The organism is Plantibacter sp. LMC-P-059a (assembly GCF_030209505.1).
Taxonomy (GTDB): domain Bacteria; phylum Actinomycetota; class Actinomycetes; order Actinomycetales; family Microbacteriaceae; genus Plantibacter.
The window spans coordinates 574,930-599,570 of sequence record NZ_JARVRZ010000002.1; the positions used below are offsets into that span (position 1 = coordinate 574,930).

Sequence of the window (24,641 nt, forward strand, 5' to 3'; positions counted from 1 at the left end):
GGCGCCCTCAGTCGAGCGCGAGAACCCGGCCGGTTCCGACACCCTCGACGGCCTTGACGAAGGCGAGGCCGACCACCTCGGAGGCGACCGGGAGGAAGCCGGGGAAGGTGTCGTGGTATCCGGGGGCGTCGGCGAGGACCGTCGGGCTGACCGCGTTGATGCGGATGCCGCGAGGCAGTTCGACGGCGGCACCGATCACGAAGGACTCGAGCGCACCGTTGGCCATCGACGCGGCGGCACCGGTCGCGATCGCCTCCCGGGCGAGGATGCCCGTGGTGAGGGTGAACGAGCCGCCGTCGCGGACGAACGGGGTCCCGATCCGCACGACGTCGAGCTGGCTCAACACCTTGCCGAGGAACGCGGCACGGTAGTCGTCGCGGGTGAGGGCGTCGAGCGGCTTGAACGGCACGGACCCGACGGCGACGATCACGGCGTCGACCTCACCGACCTCCGCGAACAGCGCTTCGATCGAGGCCTCGTCCGTCGTGTCGACCGCGGGTGACGTGGACCGCGACACCGTGATCGCCTCGTGCCGGTCGCCCAGCGCGGCCTCCGCCGCTCGTCCGATGTGTCCACTTGCGCCGATCAACAGGATTCTCATGCGAGCGACGCTAGCACCGGGCTCGGACAGCGGGCTCGTCAGTGGGCGTCGTCCATCCCGGTGGTGTGGACGGCGTAGCCGTCGCAGCCTCCCAGCCGCCAGTCGTAGGGCTGGTCATCGGGGTTCGTGCCCCAGAGCGCGAGCCTCGCGGCCTCATCCTGGTCGGACAGGATCATCCCGCTCGTCGGGTCGGCCAGCTTGGATCGATCGTTCGTCCATGCGTACCAGAACCCCTGATCAGCCATGCACCTCGCCGTGATCTGCCGCTGCTTCTCCCAGATCCCGGTACTCGGCTCACCCCGGTCGTCGGTCGGCGGGATCACGACGTCGGCCGGGTCGGTCGTGGCGTCGAACCACCCCTCGGGGGTCTTCGAGTAGTCGACGCTGGCCGCAGGCGACACCGGCGCACCAGGATCCCGCATCGGGTCGGCGGGGACCACGGGCTCGACGGGCGGGAGCTCGTCGAGGGACGCCGCCGCCTCGGCCACCGCGTCCATCGACCGCGCGTCGTCGGCTGCCGCTCTGCTGTTGGTGACGCCCACGAACACCCCTCCGGCCACGACCGCGAGCACCCCGCTCATCGCGATACCGAGTCCGATCCGGCGACGGATGGTTCCGGCCGGCCTTGAAGCGGTCGACTCCCCGATCCCGTCCTGCGTCATGCCGACTCCCCCTGCATCCGTGCGGACCCGCCCGCATCCCGTCCGACCACCCGTCGACCACCCGGCCACCACCACACGGCGGCACCGATGAAGCCGAGCGCTGCGCCGACACCGATGGACAGGCTCAGCACCCACCAGGGTTCGAGACCGCCGCTGTGGGACGTCATCCGAGAGATCAGGAGGACACCCGTTGCGCTGACGCGGTACAGGATGTCGCCGGCGAGGAGGCCGACGAGCGCGGCGGCCGGGGCCAGCACGGCCGATCCGAGCCACCGCGACCGCTGACGGAGCGCGAGGAGGAGCCCGACCACCGCCAGCAGTGCGGCGAACGCCACGCCGATCGCTCCGATCGGCGCTTCGACGACGTCCCCGATCCAGAGCGCGCGGACCACGCGGACGAGGAGGAAGACCGCGGCTGCCGCGACCATGACGCCGCCGGTCAGGACGAGGGCGGTGAGGACGTTCCCGGTACGTCTCGTGCCGAGCGACACCGGGTCGAGGCCTTGGCCGGCACGCAGTTGTCCGGAGCGCCAGGACAGGTCGTGCGGGATGCCGCGGACGGCGCGCAGCAGGATGTCGCGGCGCAGTCGCGTCGGCGCAATCCCCTCCGCATCCGCCCAGACGGCGTGCTCGTGGAGGTCGGACGCGATCTCGTCCCGACGCTCGCCGGCGACCTCAGGCACGAGATCACGGGTGTACCAGCCGCACCAGCCGAGCACCCGCCGCGACGCCGAGCGGTACTGGGGTGTCCGCAGGGCGCTCACGCGATCACCCCCGGCGTTTGCGACCAGGCGGCGCCGGCCGGGCGGGCTGTGGCCGCTGCTTCGCTCGCGAGCCTGGCGTGCTCCCGGTCGCGGACGGTCGCGCCTTCGCCCGTGATCCGGTAGAGCCGGCGCCGCGGCCTGCCCTCCCCCTCGGCGACCGCCGGGTCCTCCCAGCTCGCCTCGATGAGGCCGGCCCCGGTCATCCGGGACAGCGCCTTATACAGGGTGCCGTGGGCGGTGAGGCCGCCGTCGCCACCCGCGGCGAGCTGCTTCGCGATCGCGAACCCGTAGAAGCTGCCGTCCATGGACTGCAGCACCGTGCCGACGTCGAGGATGTCGAGCTCGAGCGGGAAGAGCGTGCCGGGTCGTCTGCGTGCCATGCGATCACTCTAGGAAGATAGGTTCCCAATCGCAAGCGGAGAGCCGCCGGAGCGACACCCGAGCGACACCGTTCCTCCGTTAGCTGCCGTCGCGGAGGTCCGACGGCGGCTCGTCGCCGAGCACGATCTCGTCGAAGCGCGCCGTGCACGGCGGACCGACCGGCGCCTGCGACAGGAAGCCCACCTGCACCGGGGCGTCGGTGTGGAGTCGGAACAGTCGGACGAAGTCCCAGCGCACCCCGTCGGTCGAGCTGTGGAACGCCCACGCCTCGCCCAGTCGGCTGACGCGCATCCACACAGCGTCGTCGTCGACGGGCGTCGAGTTCACGTCGTCCGACCAGGTGTTGGTCACGACACTGACCACCATCGCCTGCCCCTGCGGCGACTGCTCGAAGCAGAGTTTCGCCCAGTGGTCGCCGTCCACCCAGAGCGCGATGGCCCCGGCGTCGAAGGTGCTGCGCTCGCTCACGACGGCGATGCGGGCCGACAGCGTGAACCGTTCGGGCGCTGCGAACGCGAGCGCCGTCGCCCCGAGCTCCTGCGGGCCGCCGTGGGAGCTGTTGCTCCAGTCCACCCGCGCGGCGGAGGTCATCGTCAGCGCCCCGGCGTCGGCGTCATAGTGGGCCTGGCCGGCGGTCGAGGTCCAGGTGAGGTCGGGAAGCCCGGCGATGCGGGTCACGTCGGTGTGCATGCTGCGACCCTATCGGTGAGAGGTCAGGGCGCGCCCGGGACGTCGACGACCCGCTCCTCGCCCACTGTGACCGTGAGCGAGCCGTTGGAGGCCGACGCGATGTCCGCCTCGAGCCGCGCGAGGTGCACCGGCGGCACCCACAGTTCCAACTCGGCCCGAGCCGCGTACCGCGTCTCACCGAGCGTCGCGCCGTTGCCCTGGGCCCAGTCCCGGAGCAGGTGGTCGTAACGACCGGCGTCGGCGTGGGGCACGACGAGGGTCGCTTGCGTGAGGGTCTCTCGGCGGACGATCGTCGCGAGGTCGAGTGTCTCCGAGGCCGCTGAGGAGTAGGCGCGCACGAGGCCGCCGGCACCGAGCTTGACGCCGCCGAAGTACCGCGTGACGACCACGACGACGTCGGTCAGCTCCCGTCGGCGCAGGACCTCGAGGATGGGCATGCCGGCGGTACCGGACGGTTCGCCGTCGTCTGACGACCTCGCCTGGTCACCGAGCAGCCCGGTGACCATCGCGACGCAGTGATGCCGCGCATCCCAGGCCTGCTTCTTCACCCGGGCGATGACCTGCTCGGCGTCGTCCGGGGAGGCGAGAGGGTGCGCCAGCCCGATGAACCGCGACTTCTTGACGACGAGCTCGTGCTGGACCGGCGCCGCGATCGTCGACGGGTACTGCCGCACGGTGGTCATCCTGTCGAGCGTACCGAGCGCGTCGCCGCGCTACGGCCGGAGCACGTCGTCGACGGGCCTGGCCTGCACGTGCCCGCGGACGAAGACGAGTCCGATGACGGCCACCAGCATGATCAAGAGGTTCGCCGGCCCGGCGATCGTCAGGAAGACGTTCTGTCCGGCCGCGGCACCCGCGTGGTCGATGCCACCGGTGGAGAGGAAGAGGGTCGGGTCGAAGAGGGCATGGAGCAGCATCGGCCAGACGAGGTTGCCGGTCACCCGCAGCGTCAGGTACATGCAGACACCGAACCCGAAGGTGTAGACGACGGTGACGAGCACGGTGGTGAGCGGTTGGCCCGACAGCAGGTTGGCGGAGTGGAGCAGCGCGAACACCAGCGAGGAGATCACCATCACGATCCACTCGGAGCTTCCGGCGTCGCGGAGCATCTTCACGACGATGCCACGGGTGAGGAGCTCCTCGGCGAACCCGATGAAGAGTCCGGAGAGCATCGCGAGCGCGACCACGGAGCCCTGGTAGCTGCCGTAGTCGATGCCGAGGAGTCGTAGGACGATGGCGGCGAGGATCAGGACGGGCGCGATCCACATCCACCAGCGGCCGCGGATCGGCTGTCGGGCGAACAGCTCGTGGAACCAGCCGACGGAGAGGACGAAGGCCGTGAGGAGGAGCGATCCGACGATGAGCGGCAGCATGAGCCCGAAGAACACGCTCTGCGGTGTCGCGAACAGGTCCGCCTCGATCTGGTCGCCGAACAGCTGCCCGACGAGCCAACCCGCACCGAGGTAGAGCGCCAGGTACACGACGGCCAGCACGAACGAGCGCCAGATGCCGCCCTTCGCCCAGAAGTCGTGCCATCCCCGGGTCGTCAGTGTCCGCTGACCTCGCTGCTCGCCCATTCGTCCGCCCTCCCCCCGCGCCGATGCGCCTCGCGCACCTGCTCGAACCGTAGTCGAGCGAGGCGCTCTCCGCACGACCCGCAGCAGACAGGGGCTTGTGCGGACGACGCGAGCCTCCTAACCTACAACCAAATGGTTGTACAAATTGACGCAGGACCGGAGCTGTCCACCGACGAGGTGGACCGCCTCTTCCACGCGCTCGCCGATGCGACCCGACGGGACATCCTCACGAGGGTGCTCGCCAGGGAGCAGTCGGTGACCGCGCTCGCCGAGCAGTACGAGATGTCGTTCGCCGCCGTCCAGAAGCACGTCGCCGTCCTCGAACGGGCTGCACTCGTGATGAAGGAACGACGCGGCCGACAGCAGATCGTGCACGGCGACGTCACGACCGTGCAGCGATCCGCCCGCCTCCTGGACGCCTACGCGGACGTCTGGAACCAGCGGGCGCTGCGCATCGGAGCGATCCTCGCCGAGGACGGACCGGAGCACGGCGACACGCCGAACACCCCCTGACACACCGACCGGAAGCAGGACTGGACCATGAGTACACTCACCGCCGAGAAGGACCTCGACCAGCTCACCTTGACCTTCGTCGCAGAATTCGACGCCCCTCCCTCGCGCGTCTGGGAGATCTGGGAGGATCCCCGCCAGCTCGAGCGCTGGTGGGGGCCGCCGACCTGGCCGGCCACCTTCTCGCGGCACGAGCTCACCCCCGGTTCCGAGTCCGCGTACTTCATGACCGGGCCTGACGGCGAGCGTGCACATGGTTGGTGGGAGATCACCGCCGTCCGGGCGCCCGAATCCCTGAGCTACGACGACGGGTTCGCGGACGAACACGGCGCACGCCAGGAGGGCATGGGCGTCGTGCACGCCGCCGTCACGCTCGAGGCCTTCGGGACCGGCACGCGCATGACCATCGAGAACCGTTTCGACAGCCTCGAACAGCTCGAGCAGCTGCTGGCGATGGGCATGGAGGAGGGCATGGGGCAGGCGATGGGCCAGATCGACGCCCTCCTCGCGGCGTAGACCGCCGGACGCCGAACCCGCTGGCCACCCATCGCCCGCCGCCCCCGGTCACGGGGACGGCGGGCGATGCGGCCGGCTCAGCCGACGCCGTTGAGCACGGACGAGGTGAACGCGACCGCACGCTGCTGCAGCGTCGCGATGCGCTCCTGCCGCGCGGCCTCAGCGTCGAATCCGACGTAGGCGAGCGGCGGCAGCTTCCGCACGTTGGCCGAGCACTGGAACTCGGCACACACGAGCGTGCCGACCGTGTCACCGTTCTTCCCGGCCTGGCCGGCGCGCTTCGCGCTGTAGAAGACGACGTCGTTGCTGAGGGTCACGTCCTGGCACCAGGCGCACTGGGGCCGGGTCCGTGGCATCGCGTCGGCCTGCCGGAGGAGGATGCCGACGGGTGCTCCGTCGACGATCGTCACGACATAGGCGCGCCGCGGCAGCTTCTTGTCGCGCCACCCGAGGAAGTCGCGGACCTCGAAGTCGATCGTCTCGAGCTCGGCGGGCAGTGACACGTCACTCACCTCCTTGCGTGAGGCGTTGACGAAGGAGGCTCTGATCTGGGATTCGTTCAGGGGGATCATGTGGTTCACCGGTTTCGGCTGGGCCGTCGGAGCGACGGCGGAGAGACCCTCCGGGCGCCTGGGCGCCGCAGCGGGTACGTCGGGTGCGCGACCCCGTCGGCGGCTCGGATGAGCGCGCTGCACGGAGCCGACGTCCTCACCGGGTGGGTGAGGTGATCGACCGGATGGATCGTGCTCTCGGGCCGGCGTTGGAGACGCCGACGACCTCCAGACGCCCGACACGGGGCGGAGCGATGATCAGGGACACACAGGCACTGTATCAAGCGACGGCGCGCCTGCTCCCCCGTCGTTCCCGTCCTCGACGTGGTGGGCGCGGCAGGATGGACGCATGACCCTCGACGTCGCACGACTCCGGACCGCGTTCCCCTCCCTCGCCTCGGGCATCGCCCACTTCGACGGCCCGGGCGGCACCCAGACACCGCTCGCGGTCGGGCAGGCGATCCTCGACACGCTCACCGGTCCGCTCTCGAACCGCGGGACCTCGGTCGCCTCCGAGCGCCGCTCCGACGACGCGGTCACCGCCTTCCGAGCCGCCTGCGCCGACCTCCTCGCCGCGGACCCGCGCGGGATCGTCTTCGGACGCAGCGCGACCCAGCTCACCTATGACTTCGCAAAGCACCTGTCCCGCGACTGGTCGGCAGGTGACGAGGTCGTGGTGTCCCGCCTCGACCACGATGCGAACGTCCGGCCCTGGATCCAGGCCGCGGAACACACCGGGGCGACCGTCCGGTGGATCGAACTCGACGCCGCGACGGGCGAGCTCGACCTCGACTCGCTCGACGCGGCCCTCAGCGAGCGCACGCGCCTCGTCGCCGTGACGGCGGCGTCGAACCTCATCGGCACGATCCCGCCGGTCCGCACCATCGCCGACCGGGCACACGCGGTCGGCGCGCTCGTCTGGGTGGACGGCGTCCACTACACGGCGCACCACGTCGTCGACGTCGAAGCGCTCGGCGCCGACTTCTTCGTCTGCTCGCCCTACAAGTTCTTCGGCCCGCACTGCGGCGTCCTGGCCGCATCCCCGGCGCTCCTCGAATCGATCCACCCCGACAAGCTGCAGCCGTCGACGAACGTGGTGCCGGAGCGCTTCGAGTTCGGCACGCTGCCCTACGAGCTCCTGGCCGGCGTAACCGCGGCGATCGGCGTGCTCGCCACGATCGATCCCGGTGCCGCCGAGACGCGACGCGACCGCCTGGTCGCCTCCGCCGCGTCCGTCCACGAGCGTGAGCTCGCGCTGCGCACCCGGATCGAGGAGGAACTCGGCGCCCTCGCCCCCGACGTCGTACTGCACTCGCGGGCCGCTGAACGCACGGCGACCCTGTTCATGACCTTCCCGGGACGACGTTCGGCGGACGTCTCGGCCTTCCTCGCGGCCCGCGACGTGCTCGCACCGTCGGGCTCGTTCTACGCGGTCGAACCCTTCGCGGCGCTCGGCCTCGACGACGTCGGCGGCCTGCGCGTCGGCGTCGCTCCCTACACCTCGGACGAGGACGTCGACCGTCTGCTGGACGGCGTCAGGGCGTTCCTCGCGGGCTGACCCGTCGCGGGTCAGGAACGCTTGGTGGTCTCCCGCCGCAGCACGACGAACCCGGCGACCATGACGACCGCCCCGAGCACGAGGGTGATGATCCGGAAGAACCCGAAGTCGTTGACGCCGAAGATGAGCGGTCCGGCGAAGAGGAACGTGGCGCCGACGAAGTACCAGACGGCGGTGGAGCTCCCGTTGGACGACGTGGGCTGCGAGGACGCGGGCTCCGACGACGCCGGGCCGGCCACAGGCACCTCGCCTCGTTCCGGTCCGGGTTCGGGCTGGGTCGATCCGGTCATGGTTCGCTCCGATCCGCCACGCTGTCGGTGGTGCACGTGGCATCCGTCGACACGCTACGCCGTGCTGCGCCGGGCGGAATCCCCCACGCGACGGAGATCAGGCCTCGCTGGCGAACATCCGCCCGTCGGGGTCGAGTCGCGTCAGGAGGGCCGCGGAGATCGCTCCGAGCTGCTCGACCTGCTCGGCGCTGAGTGCGTCGAGCACGAGCGAGCGGACGTTCCCGACGTGCCCGGGTGCGGCCTGGACCACCTTGTCCCACCCGGCATCGGTGAGCGTCACGTTCGTCGCGCGTCGGTCCTCCAGCACCGGTGAGCGTGCGATGAAGCCCTCCCCCTCGAGACGGGTCAGTACTCGCGACAGACGTGGGAGCGTCGCGTTCGTCCGTGCGGCCAGCGCCGAGGTGCGGAGCGTGCGCTCGGGTGCCTCGGACAGCATCGCGAGGGTGAAGTAGTCGAAGTGCGTGAGATGTTCGTCCCGCGTCAACTGCAGGTCGAGAGCCGCGGGGAGGAGCTCGAGGACGGCCGCGAACCGCACCCAGTCCCGCTGCTCCGCATCGCTCAGCCAGCGGGTGTCCGTCATGGTCCCAGCGTAATGCTTGCCGCTACAACGAAGGCCGCGATCCGACCGTGCGGGCACCGCCTCGGAGGAGGACGATGGACCCATGACCTTCCGCGCCCTCATCCCCGGCCAGCGTTCCCGAGTCCTCCTCGGCGGCCCGTCCGATGCTGAGCCTGAGGTCCTGTTCGAGACGGACGAACTGCTCGTCGAGGCGCCGAACTGGTCGCTCGACGGGCGCACCCTGGTCCTCAACGGCAACGGCCACCTGTGGTTACTGAGCGTGGAGGATCCCGGCGCGGGCCTGACCGGGATCGAGTTCACGGGCCTCCCCGAGCTCAACAACGACCACGTGCTCGACCCCGACGGTGAGCACATCCTCCTCTCGGCCATGGACGGGCACATCTACCGCGGGGCCCTCTCCGGCGGCTCCGTCACGAAGCTCACCGCCGACGACGACCGCTGGCACTTCCTGCACGGCGTCTCGCCCGACGGCGAGCGCATCGCCTACGTCGAGCTCGAGGGCTTCGAGCACCCCGGCCGGCTCGCGGTCGCCCCAGCGGTCGAGGGTGGCGGCCCGGTCACGGTCCTCGACACCGGCGACGGGCACCTCGACGGTCCGGAGTGGTCGCCCGACGGCCGATGGCTGGTCTGCAACACCGAGCACTTCGGCACCGAGCCCGGTCACGCACAGCTCGCCCGCATCCCCGACGGCGGGGGCACCCTCGAACACCTCGTGGCGAGCGACACCGTCGACTGGTTCCCGCATCTCTCCCCCGACGCCCGCCTCGCCGCGTACATCGCGTTCCCCGCCGGGACGATCGGACACCCGGCCGACCTCGACGTCGAGGTCCGGCTCGTCTCGACCGACGACTGGGCGGCCCCGCTCCGCCGGTACCCGGTGTTCGGCGGCCAGGGCACGATCAACGTGAACAGCTGGGCCCCCGACAGCACCCGCTTCGCGTTCGTCGCCTACCCGACCGCGCCCTGACCGTCGCCACTGGGTACTGTCGAGAGGTGACCGATGCCAGAAGCGCCCATTCGCAGACGCTCTCGCGCGGCATCCGCATCCTCGAGGTCCTTGCCGACGCCCGGGCCCCGCTGACGATCGACGAGCTGAGCACGGCGCTCGGCCTCCACCGCAGCGTCACCTACCGGCTGCTGCGGACCCTGGAGGACCACCGACTCGTCGTGCGCGACACCGCCGGTCGGATCGCCCTCGGCTCCCGGCTGGCCGCCCTCGCCGCCGGCGTCTCCCACGACCTGCAGGCGGCCGCCCTCCCGGAGCTGACGGCCGTCGCCAACGAACTCGGCATGACCTGCTTCCTCACGGTGCTCGACGGCGACGAGATCGTCACGCTCGTCAGCGTCGAACCGCGGCACACCATCGGCTCCATCGCGCAGCGACCGGGAACCCGACACCCGATCGGTGTGGGTGCGCCGGGTAAGGCGATCGCGTCCCGGCTACCGCGGACGCAGTGGCCCGACACCCTCGACGACGCGCATCGCGCCGAGCTCTCGGCGGCCGCCGAGCAGGGCTGGGCGTCGAGCCACGACGAGGTCATCACGGGCCTTCGGTCGGTCGCCGTCCCGCTCACCGTGCACGGGTCCCCGGCCGCGGCCCTCGCCGTCGTCTACGTCGCGAGCAGCCGCCCGGAGAACGAAATCGCGGCCCGCCTCATCGAGGGGGCCGCGACCATCGCGTCGTCGGTCTGAGCCCGGCTACATCCGCGTGCCGTACACCTGGCCGCGACCCTGCTGCTCCTCGGCCTCGCCACCGAGCGGGATGCCCGTGCGGTCGCGGAGGAGCAGCGTCGCCGCGAACGCGATGACGATCATGCCCGCGATGTAGAACGCGACGCTCGTCGCCGAGCCGGTGAGCTGCACGAGCCAGGTCGCGATCGTGGGCGCGAACGCACCGCCGAGGATTGCACCGATCGCATAGGTGACCGAGACGCCCGTGTACCGGATGGACGCGGGGAACAATTCGGCGAAGTACGCCGCCTGGGGTCCGTACGTGAAGCCGTTGCCGATCGTGAACAGCGCCAGCCCGAGGAACAGGAGGACCGGGTTTCCCGTGTTCACGAGCGGGAACAGGACGAACACGGTGGCGAGGAACGCGACCCAGCCGATGATGTACGTGTTGCGCCGCCCGATGCGGTCCGACAACGAGCCGGCGAACCAGGTGACGATCAGCCAGACCACGGCCGAGCCGGTGACCGCGAGGAGGACCGGCGTGCGTTCCATCCCGACGAGGCCGCCGTCGGCGAGCGGCGTCGTCGCGTAGTTCTGGATGTACCCACCGGTGGTCATGTACCCGGCGGCGTTGTTGCCCGCGAAGGTGAGGGCGGCCAGCAGGACGAGCAACCAGTGGTGCCGGAACAGCTCGACGATCGGGACGCGGCGACGCTCCTTGTTCCGCGCGAGGGCGACGAAGACCGGGCTCTCGTCGACCTTGCGGCGCACGACGTAGCCGACGATGATCAGCACGAAGCTCAGCAGGAACGGGACCCGCCAGCCCCACTCGAGGAACGCGGCACCGGGCGAGATCACGCCGGTCATGAGCGCGAGCATGCCGGAGGCGAGCAGCAGCCCGATGGGCACGCCGATCTGCGGGAACGCGCCGAACCGCCCGCGTCGGCCGGTGGGTGCGTGCTCGACGGCCATGAGGACCGCTCCGCCCCACTCGCCACCGGTGGACAGCCCCTGCAGGATGCGGAGGAAGACGAGCAGGGCCGGAGCGAGGATGCCGATCTGGTCGTAGGTGGGCAGCAGACCGATCAGGGTCGTCGCCGCGCCCATGAGGAAGAGCGTGATGACGAGCATGCGCTTGCGCCCGATGCGGTCACCGAAGTGGCCGGCGACGAACGCCCCGAGCGGACGGAACAGGAAGCTGACCCCGACGGTCGCGAACGACAGCAGCAGCGCCGCCTGCGGACCGGCCGGTTGGAAGAAGAGCTGCGAGAAGACGAGTCCGGCAGCACTCGCGTAGAGGAAGAAGTCGTACCACTCGACCGTGGTGCCGATGACGGTGGCGAAGGCCACCCGGCGGAGTTCCGCGGGCGTCGTCGCCCGCGCCAGAGATGCGGTTGTCATTGTCTCGAGACCCCTTTGTCCGTCGCGACCCACCGTTGGGCCGCCAGAATGTACACCACATCGTATACAATCGTGGGGAACGCGCAAGAGGCAGTCGATGACGACGCACCGTATCGTGATCGCAGACCGCAGTCGACGCAGATGAGGACGGGACCGATGCAGGATCACGAACGCCGGGCGATCGCCGCCGAACTGGCCACCGCCCACGACGAGCGGAGCATCATCCCGCTCCTCACCGCCCGCCACCCCGACATGGGCATCGAGGACTCCTACGCCGTGCAGGCCCTCTGGGCCGAGAGCCGGATCGCCGCCGGACACCACGTCGTCGGCCACAAGATCGGCCTCACTTCCAAGGCGATGCAGCAGGCCACCGGCATCACCGAGCCCGACTACGGCGTGATCTTCGACGACCAGGTGTTCGACTCCGGCGCCACGCTCGACTTCGACGCCTACTCCAACGTGCGGGTGGAGGTCGAGCTCGCCTTCGTCCTCGGCCGCCCGCTCCAGGGCCCCGGCTGCTCCATCTTCGAGGTGCTCGACGCGACCGACTACGTCGTGCCGGCACTCGAGGTCCTCAACTCGCACATCGAGCTGGAGGGCCGCACGATCGTCGACACGATCGCCGACAACGCGGCACTCGGGGCGATGGTGCTCGGAGGGAATCCGGTCCGACCCGACGCGATCGACCCCCGCTGGGTGTCGGCGCTCCTCTACCGCAACCAGACGATCGAGGAGTCCGGCGTCGCCGGGGCGGTCCTCGGCCACCCGGCGCTCGGGGTCTCGTGGCTCGCGGGCAAGCTCGCCCAGCACGGCGGCAGCCTCGCCGCCGGGGAGATCGTCCTCGCCGGGTCTTTCACGAGACCGATGTGGGTCGAGCGCGGCGACACCGTGCACGCCGAGTACCAGGGACTGGGAGCCGTCACATGCCGATTCGAATGACCCTGCCGCCGACCTTCGGCGAGCGCCTGCGCACCGCCGATCGCCCCCTGGTCGGCATGTGGGTGGTGTCGGGGAGTCCGGTCGCCGCGGAGATCGCAGCGGGCAGTGGCCTCGACCTGCTCCTCATCGACGGCGAGCACTCCGCGAACACGCTCGAGAGCATCCAGGTGCAGCTCCAGGTCGTCGCGGCGTTCCCGGTGTGCCCACTCGTGCGGGTGCCGTTCGGTGACCCCGTCGTGATCAAGCAGGTCCTCGACCTCGGAGCGCAGAACCTCATCGTGCCCATGGTCGGCTCGGCCACTCAGGCCGCCGAGCTCGTCCGGGCCGTGCGCTACCCGCCGCAGGGCGTCCGCGGGGTCGGCAGCGCCCTGGCCCGATCGTCCCGCTGGAACCGGGTGGACGACTACCTGTCACTGGCGAACGCGTCCGTCTCCTTGACGGTGCAGATCGAGTCGGCGGACGCGGTGGAGCACGCGGACGAGATCCTCGCGGTGGACGGGGTGGACGCGGTGTTCGTCGGGCCGGCGGACCTCTCGGCCTCGATGGGCCTCCTCGGCCAGCAGGGCCACCCGACGGTGATCGCGGCCGTCGAGCGCGTCCTCGACGCCGCTGCCGCCGCGGGGAAGCCGGCCGGCGTGAACGCCTTCGACCCTGCTGTGGCGGAGCACTACCTCGACCACGGCGCGTCGTTCGTCCTCGTCGGGGCCGATGTCTCGCTGCTCGCGCGGGCGTCGGAGGGCCTGGCCGAGCGGTTCATCGACGGCCGTCGTGCCGCTCCGCGTGGCGACGGGTACTGACCCTTTCCGAATCCCACGGGATCGTATATGATTCCGTATATCAAGCTGAGGACAGACGATGACGAACCACGATGACGAGGGCGACCTCCGGGCCGCCGCGGGCGGCAAGATCATCGCCGTACACCTCAACTACCCCTCGCGTGCCGCACAACGTGGACGTACCCCCGAGCACCCCTCGTACTTCCTCAAGCCCTGGTCCTCCGTCGCCCGCAGTGGCGACACCATCGAGCGACCGGTCGGTGCGGAACTCCTCGCCTTCGAGGGCGAGATCGCGATCATCATCGGCACCGCAGCCCGGCGCGTCACGGTCGAGGACGCCTGGCAGCACGTGTCCGGCGTGACGGCCGCGAACGACTTCGGCCTCTACGACCTGCGCACCGCCGACAAGGGCTCGAACCTCCGGTCCAAGGGCGGCGACGGCTACACGCCCCTCGGCCCGACCGTCATCCCCGCCGACCGCATCGACCCCGGGGGCCTCCGCGTCCGCACCTGGGTCAACGGCGAGCTCGTCCAGGAGGACACGAGCGGCACGCTCCTCTTCCCGTTCGCCCAGCTCATCGCCGACCTCTCGCAGCTGACGACGCTGGAACCTGGCGACGTGATCCTGACGGGCACGCCCGCCGGTTCCTCGGTCGTCGTCCCGGGCGACGTCGTCGAGGTCGAGGTCGACGCCCCGACCGCTCCCGGCGCGCCCACGAGCGGCCGCCTCGGGACCACCGTCGTCGAGGGCACCGTGCCCTTCGGCGACGTCGGGTCGAAGCCGGCCGTCGACGACCGGCAGCGCGTCGAGGCCTGGGGCGATGCTGAGCTTGCGGGGGTGCCCTTCGACAAGCTCAGGGACCAGAACGCGCTCAGGGACCAGAACGCGCTCGGTGCGCAGGAGGCCACCTCCCGGGTGGTCGAACCGCTCGATCCCGCGGTCGCCGAGCAGCTCGCCGCTGTCTCGACCGCGACGCTCAGCGCCAAGCTCCGCGCACGCGGCTACACCGAGGTCTTCGTGGAGGGCGTGCACGCCTCACGTCCCGGGACGCGCATGGTCGGCGTCGCCCGCACCCTCCGCTTCGTCGCCCACCGGCCCGACCTCTTCGCCGAACGCGGCAACGGCTTCAACGCGCAGAAGCGCCTCTTCGACACGGTCGAGTCGGGCGAGGTCATCGTCATCGAGGCGCGCGGCGAGCGCGGCACCGGCACCGTCGGCGACGTCCTCGCCCTGCGTGCCCAGCAGTGCGGTGCGGCCGGAGTGGTCACCGACGGCGGGATCCGCGACGCCGAACAGGTGGCCGGCTTCGCGCTCCCGACCTTCTCGCAGGGACCGCACCCCTCCGTCCTCGGGCGCCGGCATGTGCCGTGGGAGATCGACGTCGCCGTCACCTGCGGCGGTGCGACCGTCCTGCCCGGCGACGTGATCGTCGGCGACGGCGACGGGGTCATCGCGATCCCCCGGGCGCTCGCCGCCGAGGTCGCCGCCGAGGCCGTGACGCAAGAGGCCGAGGACGCCTGGATCGCCCAGCAGGTGCTCAAGGGTGCCGCGGTCGACGGCCTGTTCCCGCTGAACGCCGAGTGGCGGGCACGATACGAGAGCGAGCAGGGCCGATGACCGCCGAGCGACCCACCCTGAGCAAGTCCGAGCGGGCCTACCGCTTCATCCGCGAGGGCATCGACGAGGGTCGCTTCGTCCCCGGGTACCGCCTGGTGCTCGGGCAGATCGCCGGCGAGCTCGACATCAGCGTCGTCCCCGTTCGCGAGGCGATCCGCCGCCTCGAGGCGGAGGGGCTCGTCACCTTCGAGCGGAACGTCGGCGCGCAGGTCGCGCTGCTGCAGGAGACCGAGTACCTCTTCACCATGCAGACGCTCGCGCTCGTCGAGGGCGCGGCGACGTCGATGAGTGCCGCGTACCTCACCGAGGACCACCTCGCTCGCGCCCACGAGATCAACGAGCGGATGCGCCGCACCCTCGACGACTTCGACCCGCACGCGTTCACGGCACTCAACCTCGAGTTCCACGCGGTCCTCTTCGAGGAGTGCCCGAACCCGCACGTGCTCGACCTCGTGCACCGCGGCTGGCGACGTCTCAACGCGCTCCGCGATTCGACGTTCAGCTTCGTGCCCGGTCGCGCGCGGGAGTCGGTCGCCGAGCACGACGGCATCCTCGAACTCATCGCTGCGGGAGCGCAGCCGCTCGAGATCGAGATCGCCGCGCGCGACCACCGCACGGCGACCCTCGACGCGATGCTCGCCTACCAGGCTGACCACAAGCCGCCGAGCGCGGCACCGTTGTCGTCGTCGTCATCCACCACCCACCGGAGGAACCACTCATGACCCAGCACGTTCCGGCAGCGCTGCCCGACCGTATCCGGCACTTCATCGACGGTGCGTTCGTCGACTCGGTCGACGGCGACACCTTCGACGTCCTCGACCCGGTGTCGAACGAGACCTACGTGCAGGCCGCTGCGGGCAAACAGGCCGACATCGACCTCGCCGTCGCGGCCGCCAAGCGTGCCTTCGACGAGGGGCCGTGGCCGAAGCTCCTCCCCCGCGAGCGCAGCCGCATCCTGCATCGGGTCGCCGACGCCGTCGAAGCCCAGGACGCACGTCTCGCGGAGCTGGAGAGTTTCGACACCGGCCTGCCGATCACGCAGGCGCTCGGCCAGGCGAAGCGGGCCGCCGAGAACTTCCGGTTCTTCGCGGACCTGATCGTCGCGCAGCACGACGACACCTACAAGGTGCCCGGTCGCCAGGTGAACTACGTGAACCGCAAACCGATCGGCGTCGCCGGGCTCATCACGCCGTGGAACACCCCGTTCATGCTCGAGAGCTGGAAGCTCGCCCCGGCACTCGCGACGGGCAACACGGTCGTGCTGAAGCCGGCCGAGTTCACCCCGCTGTCGGCGAGCCTCTGGGCGGACATCTTCCGTGGAGCAGGGGTGCCGGACGGCGTGTTCAACCTCGTGAACGGCCTCGGTGAGGACGCCGGCGACGCGCTCGTGAAGCACCCGGACGTGCCGCTCATCTCCTTCACCGGCGAGAGCAGCACCGGTCAGCTCATCTTCGCGAACGCCGCGCCCTTCCTGAAGGGGCTGTCGATGGAGCTCGGCGGCAAGTCGCCCGCCGTCGTGTTCGCCGATGCGGACCTCGACGACGCGATCGACGCGACCGTGTTCGGGGTCTTCTCCCTGAACGGCGAGCGCTGCACCGCGGGAAGCCGCATCCTCGTCGAGCGCAGTGTGTACGACGACTTCGTCGAGCGCTACGCGGAGCGGGCCCGCAACATCGTCGTCGGTCATCCGAACGACCCGGCCACCGAGGTCGGTGCCCTGGTGCACCCGGAGCACTACGAGAAGGTCATGGGCTACGTGGAGATCGGCAAGGGCGAGGGCCGCCTCGTCGCCGGTGGCGGGCGGCCGGAGGGCTTCCCGACCGGCAACTACGTCGCGCCGACGGTCTTCGCGGACGTCGCCCCCACCGCACGGATCTTCCAGGAGGAGATCTTCGGTCCGGTCGTCGCGATCACGCCGTTCGACTCCGACGAGGAGGCGCTCGCGCTCGCGAACGACACGAAGTACGGGCTGGCGGCCTACATCTGGACGAACGACCTGAAGCGTGCGCACACCTTCTCGCAGAACGTGCAGGCCGGGATGGTCTGGCTGAACTCGAACAACGTCCGCGACCTGCGGACCCCGTTCGGCGGCGTGAAGGCGTCGGGGCTGGGTCACGAGGGCGGCTACCGCTCCATCGACTTCTACACCGATCAGCAGGCGGTCCACATCACCCTGAACCAGGCGCACTCCCCGCGCTTCGGCACGGGTGGGCCGCTGCAGCCCGCCCACTGACGCGCCACCCGCGACACCCTTCTCCCATCAGACATCACGCAAGGACGCACCCATGTCGAACCCCATCACCCCTGCCGGCCCCGAGCCCGTCGTGACCGACACCGACCCGATCCCCACGCCCGGGAACCGGATCCCGACGCCCACCGCGACGCCGCCGGACATCCTGCGGTGCGCGTACATGGAGATCGTCGTGACGGACCTCGCGGCGAGTCGGAAGTTCTACGTCGAGGTCCTCGACCTTGTGGTGACGGAGGAGGACGAGACCACGGTCTACCTGCGGAGCTTCGAGGAGTTCATCCACCACAACCTCGTGCTGCGGCAGGGGCCGGTGGCGGCCGTCGCGGCGTTCAGCTACCGGGTGCGGAGCCCTGAGGACCTCGATCGGGCGGTCGCGTTCTACACGGAGCTCGGCTGCCGGGTGGAGCGTCGTGCGGAGGGGTATGTGAAGGGCATCGGCGACTCGGTGCGCGTCGAGGATCCGCTCGGGTTCCCCATCGAGTTCTTCTACGACGTCGAGCACGTCGAGCGGCTGGCGTGGCGGTACGACCTGTACACGCCGGGTGCGCTCGTGCGGCTCGACCACTTCAACCAGGTGACGCCGGACGTGCCCCGCGCGGTCGCTCACATGGAGGACCTCGGCTTCCGGGTGACGGAGGACATCCAGGACGAGGCCGGCACCACGTATGCGGCGTGGATGCGGCGGAAGCCGACCGTGCACGACACCGCGATGACGGGTGGCGACGGCCCGCGCATGCACCACGTGGCGTTCGCGACGCACGAGAAGCACAACATCATCGCGATCTGCGACAAGCTCGGCGCACTGCGGATGTCGGACGTCATCGAGCGCGGGCCGGGCCGTCACGGGGTGTCGAACGCGTTCTACCTGTACATCCGCGACCCCGACGGCCACCGCATCGAGATCTACACGCAGGACTACTACACGGGCGACCCGGACAACCCGGTGGTCACGTGGGACGTGCACGACAACCAGCGGCGTGACTGGTGGGGCAACGCCGTCGTGCCGAGCTGGTACACGGACGCCTCCCTCGTGCTCGACCTCGACGGCGAGCCGAAGCCGGTCCTCTCCCGAACCGACGACTCCGAGCTCGAAGTCACCATCGGTGCCGACGGCTTCTCCTACACCCGCAAGGGCGACGAGGCGCAGGGCTTCAAGCTCGGCAACACGCTCTAGGGCCCGTTTCGTTCGCCCATCTTCGGGCGAGCGAGCGCCGCGTCGCCCAAAGATGGGCGAATGAACGGGGACTCAGACGCTCAGGATCTCGAGGAACGTCTGCTCGGTGACGATCTCGACGGACTGACCTCCGGCGGCCAACTCCTGCGCGCGTTGGATCTTCGTGCTGAGTGTCGCCCCGGGGCGGAGTGTGGCCGGATCGAACCCGCCCATCACGACCAATGAGGTCTTCTTCGTCACACTGGCGGAGATCGTCGCCCCGAACGATGCCACGATCTTCTGCGCTTCGGGCCTGGTGTAGCTGTCGAGGTCGCCCGAGAAGCAGACGACCTCGCCGAAGAGTGGATGACCCGGGTCCGCTTCGGCGCTGGCTTGGGGCAGATCCGCCTGCCTCGTGTACGGGCGGGCCGCTCTCGCGCGCTGACGCGTCGGAATGGAGGACCACAGCTCCTCCAGCGACCCCACGCCACGTTCCTCGGCGATGCGGAGCGTGATCAGCGCGCACGCGAGCGAGTCGGCTCCGGCCTCGTGGTGGTCGAAGTCCGGCATCCCGAAGTGGGCGACGACCAGAGGCAGCCGATGACTGGGCAACTGGCAGTGGTGCCTGACGACGGCGAGTGCGTCGAGGAAGTCGAACCCGCCTGATGCCGTTCCTGTGAGCGTGTTCGCCGCGTTGTAGACACCCTTGTCGAACGAGCTGTACGCGACCAGCGGCACGCCTTCCGTCACTCGGGCGATGCGTTCCAGGGTCTCCGTCCACGACGGCGCCGATGCCACGTGCGCGGGGCCGATGCCATGGAGGTAGGTGTTCGTGAAGTCGAGGCCGGTCGGCGGTCGGACGAACCACGAATCGGTCGAGGTGACTCGACCGTCGACGACCTTGGTCAGACCGACGGCACACACGGACGCACGGTCGAAGTTGGCGGTCTCGAAGTCGATGGCGACGAAGTTCAGGGGCACATCGTTATTTTCAGGTGAACACCCGACTCCTCGGAAGCGGGCAGACCCCATAAGACCCGCTCGTCTCTCGGCTATCGTCGGATCAATGAACGAGGACGATGCTTGTGACTTCTGCACGAACCTCGAGAACGGCACGTTCGAGATGGTCGCGCAGGGACCCACGGTCGTCGTCGTGCTCGACCGGCACCCGATCAATCGGGGTCATGTGCTCGTCCTGCCGGTGCGCCATACTCCGGACCTCGCGTCACTCGAACGTGAGGAGATCGTCGACCTGGCGGTGTTCGCGCAGCGAGCGGATCGAGCGATCCGAACCGTCTTCGGCTCTGTCGTCGAAGGAACGAATCTGGTGATGTCGAACGGGGCCGCTGCAGATCAGGGTGTTCCCCATGCCCACCTGCACGTCATTCCGCGTATCGCCGGCGACGGCTACGAGTTCCGGGAAGATGTGGGCCGATACCCGCTCACCCCCTTGAGCGCAGCAGAGCGCGCGGCGCTGGGTTCCGAACTCGACTCGCACAGGTGACGTGGAGCGGCGCGACTTCGTCGATCGAACGGCACCCGGTCCCACCTCAGGGCTCGATCACCCGCACGCCTCCTCCCTATGCTGGCTGGATGATGAGCCCGGTCGGCTACACCTCCTTCACCGGATCCGCACCCGATGCCGTGTGGGACGACGTCACCGCGCTGTTCGTGGAGGCGTTCACGGCCGAGCCCTACCTGGAGGACGCGCTCGACCTCGGGACCATCCGACAGTGGGGTCCCGAGCACCTCGGGCACCGGGGTGGGCGGCTCGTCACCGCGTCCACCGACGGTCGCCTCGTGGGCTTCGCGCTCGCACACGGGCTCGACGCCGACCCTGCCTGGCTCGGCATCCTCGCTCAGCTCGCCGAGGAAAGCGATGCGGCGAGCGCAGCGCTCGCCCAGCCTGACGATGCGGTCGTCGTCCACGAGCTCGCGGTCACGGCGCCCGAACGCGGACGCGGCATCGGACGCCAGTGCCTCGCCGCGCTGCTGCAGGATCGCACGGAGTCACAGACCTTCATCGGCGTCTACGAGCGCGCGACCGCGGTCGCCGCGATGTACCGCCACTGGGGACTCGATGAGATCGGTCGGGTACCGATGCCGGGTGACGCGATCGCGCTCCGGGTCCTCACCGCGCCCACCACCGAGTTGGCGGCGGAACTCAGCGTCCCGGACCCGGAGGTGGGCGGATGACCCGGCGCACGCTCTGGCTCAGCTGCTGGGAGTGGGGATGCTGTGGCGGGCCCCTGGAACCTGGGCAGCGGGTGACCCTCTCGGTCTGGCCCGTGGACGACGGGCAGCGGAGCTGGCTGGCCGAAGCGATCGGGGCCGAACTCACGGCACAGGTCGACGGCGTCGAGATGCATCACGAGGAAGACCCGGCGCCGGAGCGGCTCACGGGCACTCTGGCAACCCTGTCGACGGTGTCGATGCCCTCACGTCTCGTCCACAGCGAACGCCCTCCGCTGCCACTCGGAGCCCTGCCTGCGGCGAGACGCCTCGTCGGGCCCCCGGGCAGCGGCGTGTACATCGGCGTACCGCACTCCCCGTTCGTGACGCACCACGAAACCGTGCCAGGGCAGCCCATCGTGCAGGAGACGCCGAGGATCCCACCCCGGCACGGGGCCGGGGACCCTGACGCCCGGTCAGCAGCACGGGCAGCGGAACACGCGGCCGCGGAGGCGGAAGCCGAAGCGCATGCAGCGCGCGGGACCGTCCCCCCACCGGGTCCGATCGAGCCCCGACTCGTCGGCTACCTCGTCGAGCTCGACGTCGACTGAACCGCGTTCAGCCCGCGCGCCCGATGCTCCGCAGCGTCGCGTCGATCAGGCGCTCGGCCCGCGCCGACGTCATCCGGTCGGACTGCTCCGCCGCACGCGCCACCGCGATGCCGTCGAGGACGGCCAGGAGGAGTGCCGCGTCATCGCCGGTGAGGGCCGCGTCGGGGAATGCGGCGACTAGGAGGCGGAGCAGCACTTCCTCGGTCCGGGCCCAGTCCTCGGCGTGGATCGCCCGGATGTCGGTGTCCGTGCTGGCCCGCGCTGCGAACGCGACCCAGACGACACCGTCGGTGAGGTCCGAGCCCTCGATGCAGGCGATCTCGCGACAGAAGACGCGCAGCCGCTCCTCGTCCGAGGTGAGGGCCTCGAGACGCTTGGCGACCCGGGCCCGGAACCGCTCGTTCACCTCGGTCATCGCCGCGACGAGCAGGCGGTCCTTCGTCGCGAAATGATGCTGGACGGCACCGACGGAGAGACCGGCCTCGCCTGCGACGGTGCGGATCGTCAGCGCGTCGGCGCCCTGCGACGACATGATCCGGAGCAGGGCGTCGACGATCCGAGCCCGACTGCCACCCTCGTCCGCCATCGCCTCCGCCTTCACTCGGTCCTCTCGACAGGGTACGGTCTTCCCATGACCAATACGAGCGTATTGCCTTCGACTGTCCGGCCGTCCCCGCGCATCGCCGCCCTCGACGTCGTCCGCGGACTCGCGATCCTCGGCACGCTCGGCACGAACATCTGGGTCTTCTCGCACCCCTGGGGGCTGCTCGGCATGCTCGCCGCCCCAGTCACACCGGAGACCGGCCCCGCCGCCGGGGTGACCCAGCTCGCATTGATGGCGCTCACCCAGGGGAAGTTCCTCGCCCTGCTCACCCTCATGTTCGGCGTCGGCCTCGTCATCCAGCACGACGCAGCCCGACGCCGCGGACGCCGTTGGCCCGGCCGTTACCTCTGGCGGGCGACCCTGCTGCTCATCGACGGTGCGGTGAACTACGTCCTCATCGCGGAGTTCGACGTCCTCATGGGCTACGCGATCACCGGCGCGATCGTCGCCTGGCTCCTCCTCACGAGACCGAGGACACAGCGGGTCATGATCGTCGTCTTCGGCACGCTCCACGTCCTCCTCATCACCGCGATCGTCGCGTTCATCGCCACGACACCGTCGGCGTCCGGCGACCTCGAACTCCCCGCCGGGCCGAGCCCGTACGCCACCGACTCCTTCCTCGGGCTGGCGGTCTTCCGCCTCGACAACCTCGCGGTGTTCCGCGCGGAACCGGTCCTCATCGGCTTCCTCACCCTGGCGATGTTCCTCGCCGGCGCGCACCTCTTCCGGGCCGGCGTCTTCGGTGAGACCGGCGGTCCGCTCCGACGCCGACTGATGATCATCGGCGCCTGCGCGCTGCCGGTCGACCTCCTGCTCGGCATCGCCGGAGGAACCGCGGGGCTCCTCGCCGAGCGCTACCTCGCCGCACCACTCGTCGCCCTCGGCCTCCTCGGGGCCACCGTCGAGCTGTGCCGGCGCCTCGGCACGGACGGATGGGTCGCGCGACGCCTCCGGGAACTCGGCAAGGTGGCCCTGAGTGCGTACCTCCTGCAGAACCTCCTCGGTGGTGCGATCTTCTTCGGCTGGGGCTTCGGTCTCGCCGAGCTCACGGCCGAGTGGCGCGTCCCGGTCACGGTCGCCGCGTTCGTCGTGATCGCCGCCCTCGTGACCGGCTTCGCCCACCTCTGGCTCCGCCGCTTCACCCTCGGACCCGTCGAATGGCTCTGGAAGCGCGGCGCCGAGCTCGGGGCGAAGCGCTCGGGCGACCGACCCTCGCTACGGTGAGACCATGACCACCGTGCATCTGACCGGCCAGCTGATCTGCGCGACACCGACCGAGGCGGCGACCGTGGAGGCCCATCTCGCGCAGCACCTCGCGCTCACCCGCGCCGAACCGGGCTGCGTGTCGTTCGAGGTGACCCGGTCGGACGACCCGCTCGTCTGGGACGTCGCCGAGGTCTTCGACGGTGATGAGGCGTTCGCAGCGCACCAGACGCGCGTCGCGTCGAGCGAGTGGGGCCGCGCGACCGCCGGCATCGAGCGCCGCTATCAGGTGACGCGGTCGCCAGCGGGCCAGACCGTCATGGATGTCGGTGCCGACGAGCTCGCCGACCTCCGCCGCCGACTCCACGACACCCGCTGGCCCGAACGGTGGCCGATGGACGGTTGGGAGGCCGGCACCGACCAGGACGAGCTGCGGCGGCTCGTCACCTACTGGGCGGACGGGTTCGACTGGACGGCGCAGCAGTCGGCGATCAACGCCCTGCCGTGGCACCGGGTCGAGATCGACGGTGCGGACATCGGCTACCTCCGGTTCGACGCCGAGGCTCCTGGTGGGATCCCCATCGTCCTCACGAACGGGTGGCCGAGCACCGCCCTCGAACTCGTCGAACTCGCCAGGCGCCTCGCGACGCCATCCCGCTTCGGCGGCGACCCGGCGAGCGCCGTCACCGTCATCGTCCCCGCCCTGCCCGGGCTGCCGTTCTCCCCGCAGCGGCCGACGCTCGGCCAGCAGACGCACGAGCTCTGGCACACGCTCATGCACGATCACCTCGGGTTCAGCCGGTACGCGGCCCACGGCGGGGACCTCGGCGCGGGGATCACCTCGCGTCTCGGGCAGGCGCATCCCGAGGCGGTCGCCGGTATCCATCTCCTCGCGGTCGCCGCACCGCGCGAGGTCGACGCCGAGACGCTTACGGAGGAGGAGCGGGCACATGTCGCCCGGGTGGAGGTCTGGGACGCCGAGGAGGGCGCGTACGAGCATCAGCACCACACGCGTCCGCTCACCCTCGCCCCAGCGCTGTCCGACTCCCCCGCCGGCGTGCTCTCGTGGGTCCTCGAGAAGCACCGGGCCTGGAGCGATTGCGACGGTGACGTCTCATCCCGGTTCAGCGACGACTACCTCGCGACGCTCGCCTCCGTCTACTGGTTCACGAACGCGATCGGCACTTCGCTCCGCCCGTACTACGAGTCCGCGACCGGGATCACGACGCGCGTCGACCGGGTGGACGTGCCGACGGCGGTCGCACTCTTCCTGCACGATCTGGCGAGCCCGCCGCGCAGCTGGGCCGAGCGGAGCTACGACGTGCGCCGGTACACGGTCATGCCTCGCGGCGGCCACTTCGCGCCGCATGAGGAACCCGAGCTCCTCGCGGACGACATCCGGGCATTCCTGGCGACGCTGTAGCGGACGCCGGCGCGACAAGCGCTGTCACCGGTAGGCTGCCCCACATGTCTCCAGTTCGTGATTGATCGGCCCGTGCGTCGTTCCCGACGCCCGTCGTACCGATCCTGATCACCCGCGCGCCGTTCGGCGCGCCCTTTTC

Annotated in this window: 29 protein-coding genes; 16 read left to right on the plus strand and 13 right to left on the minus strand. The window is 70.2% G+C overall.

Features of this window, described 5'->3' with window-relative positions:
• Positions 1 to 7: 7 nt before the first annotated feature.
• From QRN27_RS06145 to QRN27_RS06175, 7 genes are all read right to left on the minus strand, one after another.
• Complete coding sequence (locus QRN27_RS06145; protein ID WP_285041150.1) at positions 8 to 601, minus strand: short chain dehydrogenase; 594 nt, start codon at positions 599 to 601, stop codon at positions 8 to 10.
• 38 nt (positions 602 to 639) lie between these two features.
• Positions 640 to 1,263 (minus strand): hypothetical protein, encoded by a 624-nt coding sequence (locus tag QRN27_RS06150; protein WP_285041151.1) that lies wholly within the window; start codon positions 1,261 to 1,263, stop codon positions 640 to 642.
• Complete coding sequence (locus tag QRN27_RS06155) at positions 1,260 to 2,027, minus strand: hypothetical protein (protein ID WP_285041152.1); 768 nt, start codon at positions 2,025 to 2,027, stop codon at positions 1,260 to 1,262. The genes QRN27_RS06150 and QRN27_RS06155 overlap by 4 nt, the downstream gene beginning before the upstream one ends.
• Entirely contained in the window at positions 2,024 to 2,407 is a 384-nt protein-coding gene (locus QRN27_RS06160) for a PadR family transcriptional regulator (protein WP_285041153.1), read from the minus strand. Before QRN27_RS06160 ends, QRN27_RS06155 begins: the two co-directional genes overlap by 4 nt.
• Before the next feature lie 79 nt (positions 2,408 to 2,486).
• Positions 2,487 to 3,098: a DUF1349 domain-containing protein gene (locus QRN27_RS06165; RefSeq protein ID WP_285041154.1), complete on the minus strand. Its 612-nt coding sequence runs from the start codon at positions 3,096 to 3,098 to the stop codon at positions 2,487 to 2,489.
• Positions 3,099 to 3,121: 23 nt separating this feature from the next.
• On the minus strand, positions 3,122 to 3,781 hold the full coding sequence (locus QRN27_RS06170; RefSeq protein WP_285041155.1) for an IMPACT family protein: 660 nt from the start codon (positions 3,779 to 3,781) through the stop codon (positions 3,122 to 3,124).
• 30 nt (positions 3,782 to 3,811) lie between these two features.
• On the minus strand, positions 3,812 to 4,675 hold the full coding sequence (locus QRN27_RS06175; protein WP_285041156.1) for a CPBP family intramembrane glutamic endopeptidase: 864 nt from the start codon (positions 4,673 to 4,675) through the stop codon (positions 3,812 to 3,814).
• A gap of 132 nt (positions 4,676 to 4,807) precedes the next feature.
• On the opposite strand from QRN27_RS06175, the gene QRN27_RS06180 reads away from it, so the two are divergent.
• Positions 4,808 to 5,188 carry an ArsR/SmtB family transcription factor gene (locus QRN27_RS06180; protein WP_285041157.1) on the plus strand — a complete coding sequence of 127 codons (381 nt, stop codon included), beginning with the start codon at positions 4,808 to 4,810 and terminating at the stop codon, positions 5,186 to 5,188.
• A gap of 27 nt (positions 5,189 to 5,215) precedes the next feature.
• Positions 5,216 to 5,701 (plus strand): SRPBCC family protein, encoded by a 486-nt coding sequence (locus QRN27_RS06185; protein WP_285041158.1) that lies wholly within the window; start codon positions 5,216 to 5,218, stop codon positions 5,699 to 5,701.
• A gap of 77 nt (positions 5,702 to 5,778) precedes the next feature.
• Here the strand turns inward: QRN27_RS06185 and QRN27_RS06190 are convergent, their stop codons facing one another.
• Positions 5,779 to 6,273, minus strand: a complete 495-nt coding sequence (locus QRN27_RS06190; RefSeq protein ID WP_285041159.1) for an FBP domain-containing protein — start codon at positions 6,271 to 6,273, stop codon at positions 5,779 to 5,781.
• Between the two features lie 328 nt (positions 6,274 to 6,601).
• On the opposite strand from QRN27_RS06190, the gene QRN27_RS06195 reads away from it, so the two are divergent.
• On the plus strand, positions 6,602 to 7,810 hold the full coding sequence (locus tag QRN27_RS06195; RefSeq protein ID WP_285041160.1) for a cysteine desulfurase-like protein: 1,209 nt from the start codon (positions 6,602 to 6,604) through the stop codon (positions 7,808 to 7,810).
• Between the two features lie 11 nt (positions 7,811 to 7,821).
• On the opposite strand, the gene QRN27_RS06200 is transcribed toward QRN27_RS06195, so the two are convergent.
• Complete coding sequence (locus tag QRN27_RS06200) at positions 7,822 to 8,100, minus strand: hypothetical protein (protein ID WP_285041161.1); 279 nt, start codon at positions 8,098 to 8,100, stop codon at positions 7,822 to 7,824.
• 97 nt (positions 8,101 to 8,197) lie between these two features.
• A complete protein-coding gene (locus tag QRN27_RS06205; RefSeq protein ID WP_056009170.1) occupies positions 8,198 to 8,680 on the minus strand; it encodes a MarR family winged helix-turn-helix transcriptional regulator in 483 nt (160 codons plus the stop codon).
• Positions 8,681 to 8,762: 82 nt separating this feature from the next.
• On the opposite strand from QRN27_RS06205, the gene QRN27_RS06210 reads away from it, so the two are divergent.
• Together QRN27_RS06210 and QRN27_RS06215 are read left to right on the plus strand one after the other, a co-directional pair.
• The gene (locus tag QRN27_RS06210; protein ID WP_285041162.1) at positions 8,763 to 9,647 is read left to right on the plus strand and encodes a TolB family protein; all 885 of its coding nucleotides are present in this window, start codon (positions 8,763 to 8,765) and stop codon (positions 9,645 to 9,647) included.
• A gap of 26 nt (positions 9,648 to 9,673) precedes the next feature.
• Positions 9,674 to 10,372, plus strand: coding sequence for an IclR family transcriptional regulator (locus QRN27_RS06215; RefSeq protein WP_285041163.1), 699 nt, complete (start codon positions 9,674 to 9,676; stop codon positions 10,370 to 10,372).
• A gap of 6 nt (positions 10,373 to 10,378) precedes the next feature.
• Here the strand turns inward: QRN27_RS06215 and QRN27_RS06220 are convergent, their stop codons facing one another.
• Positions 10,379 to 11,752 carry an MFS transporter gene (locus QRN27_RS06220; RefSeq protein ID WP_056779436.1) on the minus strand — a complete coding sequence of 458 codons (1,374 nt, stop codon included), beginning with the start codon at positions 11,750 to 11,752 and terminating at the stop codon, positions 10,379 to 10,381.
• A gap of 156 nt (positions 11,753 to 11,908) precedes the next feature.
• On the opposite strand from QRN27_RS06220, the gene QRN27_RS06225 reads away from it, so the two are divergent.
• The 6 genes from QRN27_RS06225 to hpaD are packed head-to-tail and all read left to right on the plus strand — an operon-like array spanning position 11,909 to position 18,510.
• The gene (locus QRN27_RS06225; protein ID WP_285041164.1) at positions 11,909 to 12,691 is read left to right on the plus strand and encodes a 2-keto-4-pentenoate hydratase; all 783 of its coding nucleotides are present in this window, start codon (positions 11,909 to 11,911) and stop codon (positions 12,689 to 12,691) included.
• The gene (locus tag QRN27_RS06230; RefSeq protein ID WP_285041165.1) at positions 12,676 to 13,488 is read left to right on the plus strand and encodes an HpcH/HpaI aldolase family protein; all 813 of its coding nucleotides are present in this window, start codon (positions 12,676 to 12,678) and stop codon (positions 13,486 to 13,488) included. Before QRN27_RS06225 ends, QRN27_RS06230 begins: the two co-directional genes overlap by 16 nt.
• 58 nt (positions 13,489 to 13,546) lie before the next feature.
• Positions 13,547 to 15,085, plus strand: coding sequence for a fumarylacetoacetate hydrolase family protein (locus QRN27_RS06235; protein ID WP_285041166.1), 1,539 nt, complete (start codon positions 13,547 to 13,549; stop codon positions 15,083 to 15,085).
• Entirely contained in the window at positions 15,082 to 15,807 is a 726-nt protein-coding gene (locus QRN27_RS06240) for a GntR family transcriptional regulator (protein WP_285041167.1), read from the plus strand. Before QRN27_RS06235 ends, QRN27_RS06240 begins: the two co-directional genes overlap by 4 nt.
• Complete coding sequence (gene hpaE / locus QRN27_RS06245; protein ID WP_285041168.1) at positions 15,804 to 17,318, plus strand: 5-carboxymethyl-2-hydroxymuconate semialdehyde dehydrogenase; 1,515 nt, start codon at positions 15,804 to 15,806, stop codon at positions 17,316 to 17,318. The genes QRN27_RS06240 and hpaE overlap by 4 nt, the downstream gene beginning before the upstream one ends.
• Before the next feature lie 52 nt (positions 17,319 to 17,370).
• Entirely contained in the window at positions 17,371 to 18,510 is a 1,140-nt protein-coding gene (hpaD, locus tag QRN27_RS06250) for a 3,4-dihydroxyphenylacetate 2,3-dioxygenase (RefSeq protein ID WP_285041169.1), read from the plus strand.
• 72 nt (positions 18,511 to 18,582) lie between these two features.
• Here hpaD and QRN27_RS06255 read toward each other — a convergent pair whose 3' ends face one another.
• On the minus strand, positions 18,583 to 19,470 hold the full coding sequence (locus QRN27_RS06255) for an exonuclease domain-containing protein (protein ID WP_285041170.1): 888 nt from the start codon (positions 19,468 to 19,470) through the stop codon (positions 18,583 to 18,585).
• Positions 19,471 to 19,555: 85 nt separating this feature from the next.
• Here QRN27_RS06255 and QRN27_RS06260 point away from each other — a divergent pair, with 85 nt between their 5' ends.
• The 3 genes from QRN27_RS06260 (at position 19,556) to QRN27_RS06270 (ending at position 21,272) form a co-directional block, all read left to right on the plus strand.
• A complete protein-coding gene (locus tag QRN27_RS06260) occupies positions 19,556 to 19,993 on the plus strand; it encodes an HIT family protein (RefSeq protein WP_285041171.1) in 438 nt (145 codons plus the stop codon).
• An 89-nt stretch (positions 19,994 to 20,082) separates the two neighbouring features.
• On the plus strand, positions 20,083 to 20,685 hold the full coding sequence (locus QRN27_RS06265; protein WP_285041172.1) for a GNAT family N-acetyltransferase: 603 nt from the start codon (positions 20,083 to 20,085) through the stop codon (positions 20,683 to 20,685).
• Positions 20,682 to 21,272 carry a DUF6578 domain-containing protein gene (locus QRN27_RS06270; protein WP_285041173.1) on the plus strand — a complete coding sequence of 197 codons (591 nt, stop codon included), beginning with the start codon at positions 20,682 to 20,684 and terminating at the stop codon, positions 21,270 to 21,272. Before QRN27_RS06265 ends, QRN27_RS06270 begins: the two co-directional genes overlap by 4 nt.
• 7 nt (positions 21,273 to 21,279) lie before the next feature.
• On the opposite strand, the gene QRN27_RS06275 is transcribed toward QRN27_RS06270, so the two are convergent.
• Positions 21,280 to 21,858 (minus strand): TetR/AcrR family transcriptional regulator, encoded by a 579-nt coding sequence (locus tag QRN27_RS06275; RefSeq protein ID WP_285041174.1) that lies wholly within the window; start codon positions 21,856 to 21,858, stop codon positions 21,280 to 21,282.
• A gap of 45 nt (positions 21,859 to 21,903) precedes the next feature.
• Between QRN27_RS06275 and QRN27_RS06280 the strand changes: the two genes are divergently transcribed.
• Positions 21,904 to 23,100: a DUF418 domain-containing protein gene (locus QRN27_RS06280; protein WP_285041175.1), complete on the plus strand. Its 1,197-nt coding sequence runs from the start codon at positions 21,904 to 21,906 to the stop codon at positions 23,098 to 23,100.
• Between the two features lie 4 nt (positions 23,101 to 23,104).
• A complete protein-coding gene (locus QRN27_RS06285) occupies positions 23,105 to 24,502 on the plus strand; it encodes an epoxide hydrolase N-terminal domain-containing protein (RefSeq protein ID WP_285041176.1) in 1,398 nt (465 codons plus the stop codon).
• Positions 24,503 to 24,641 lie beyond the last annotated feature (139 nt).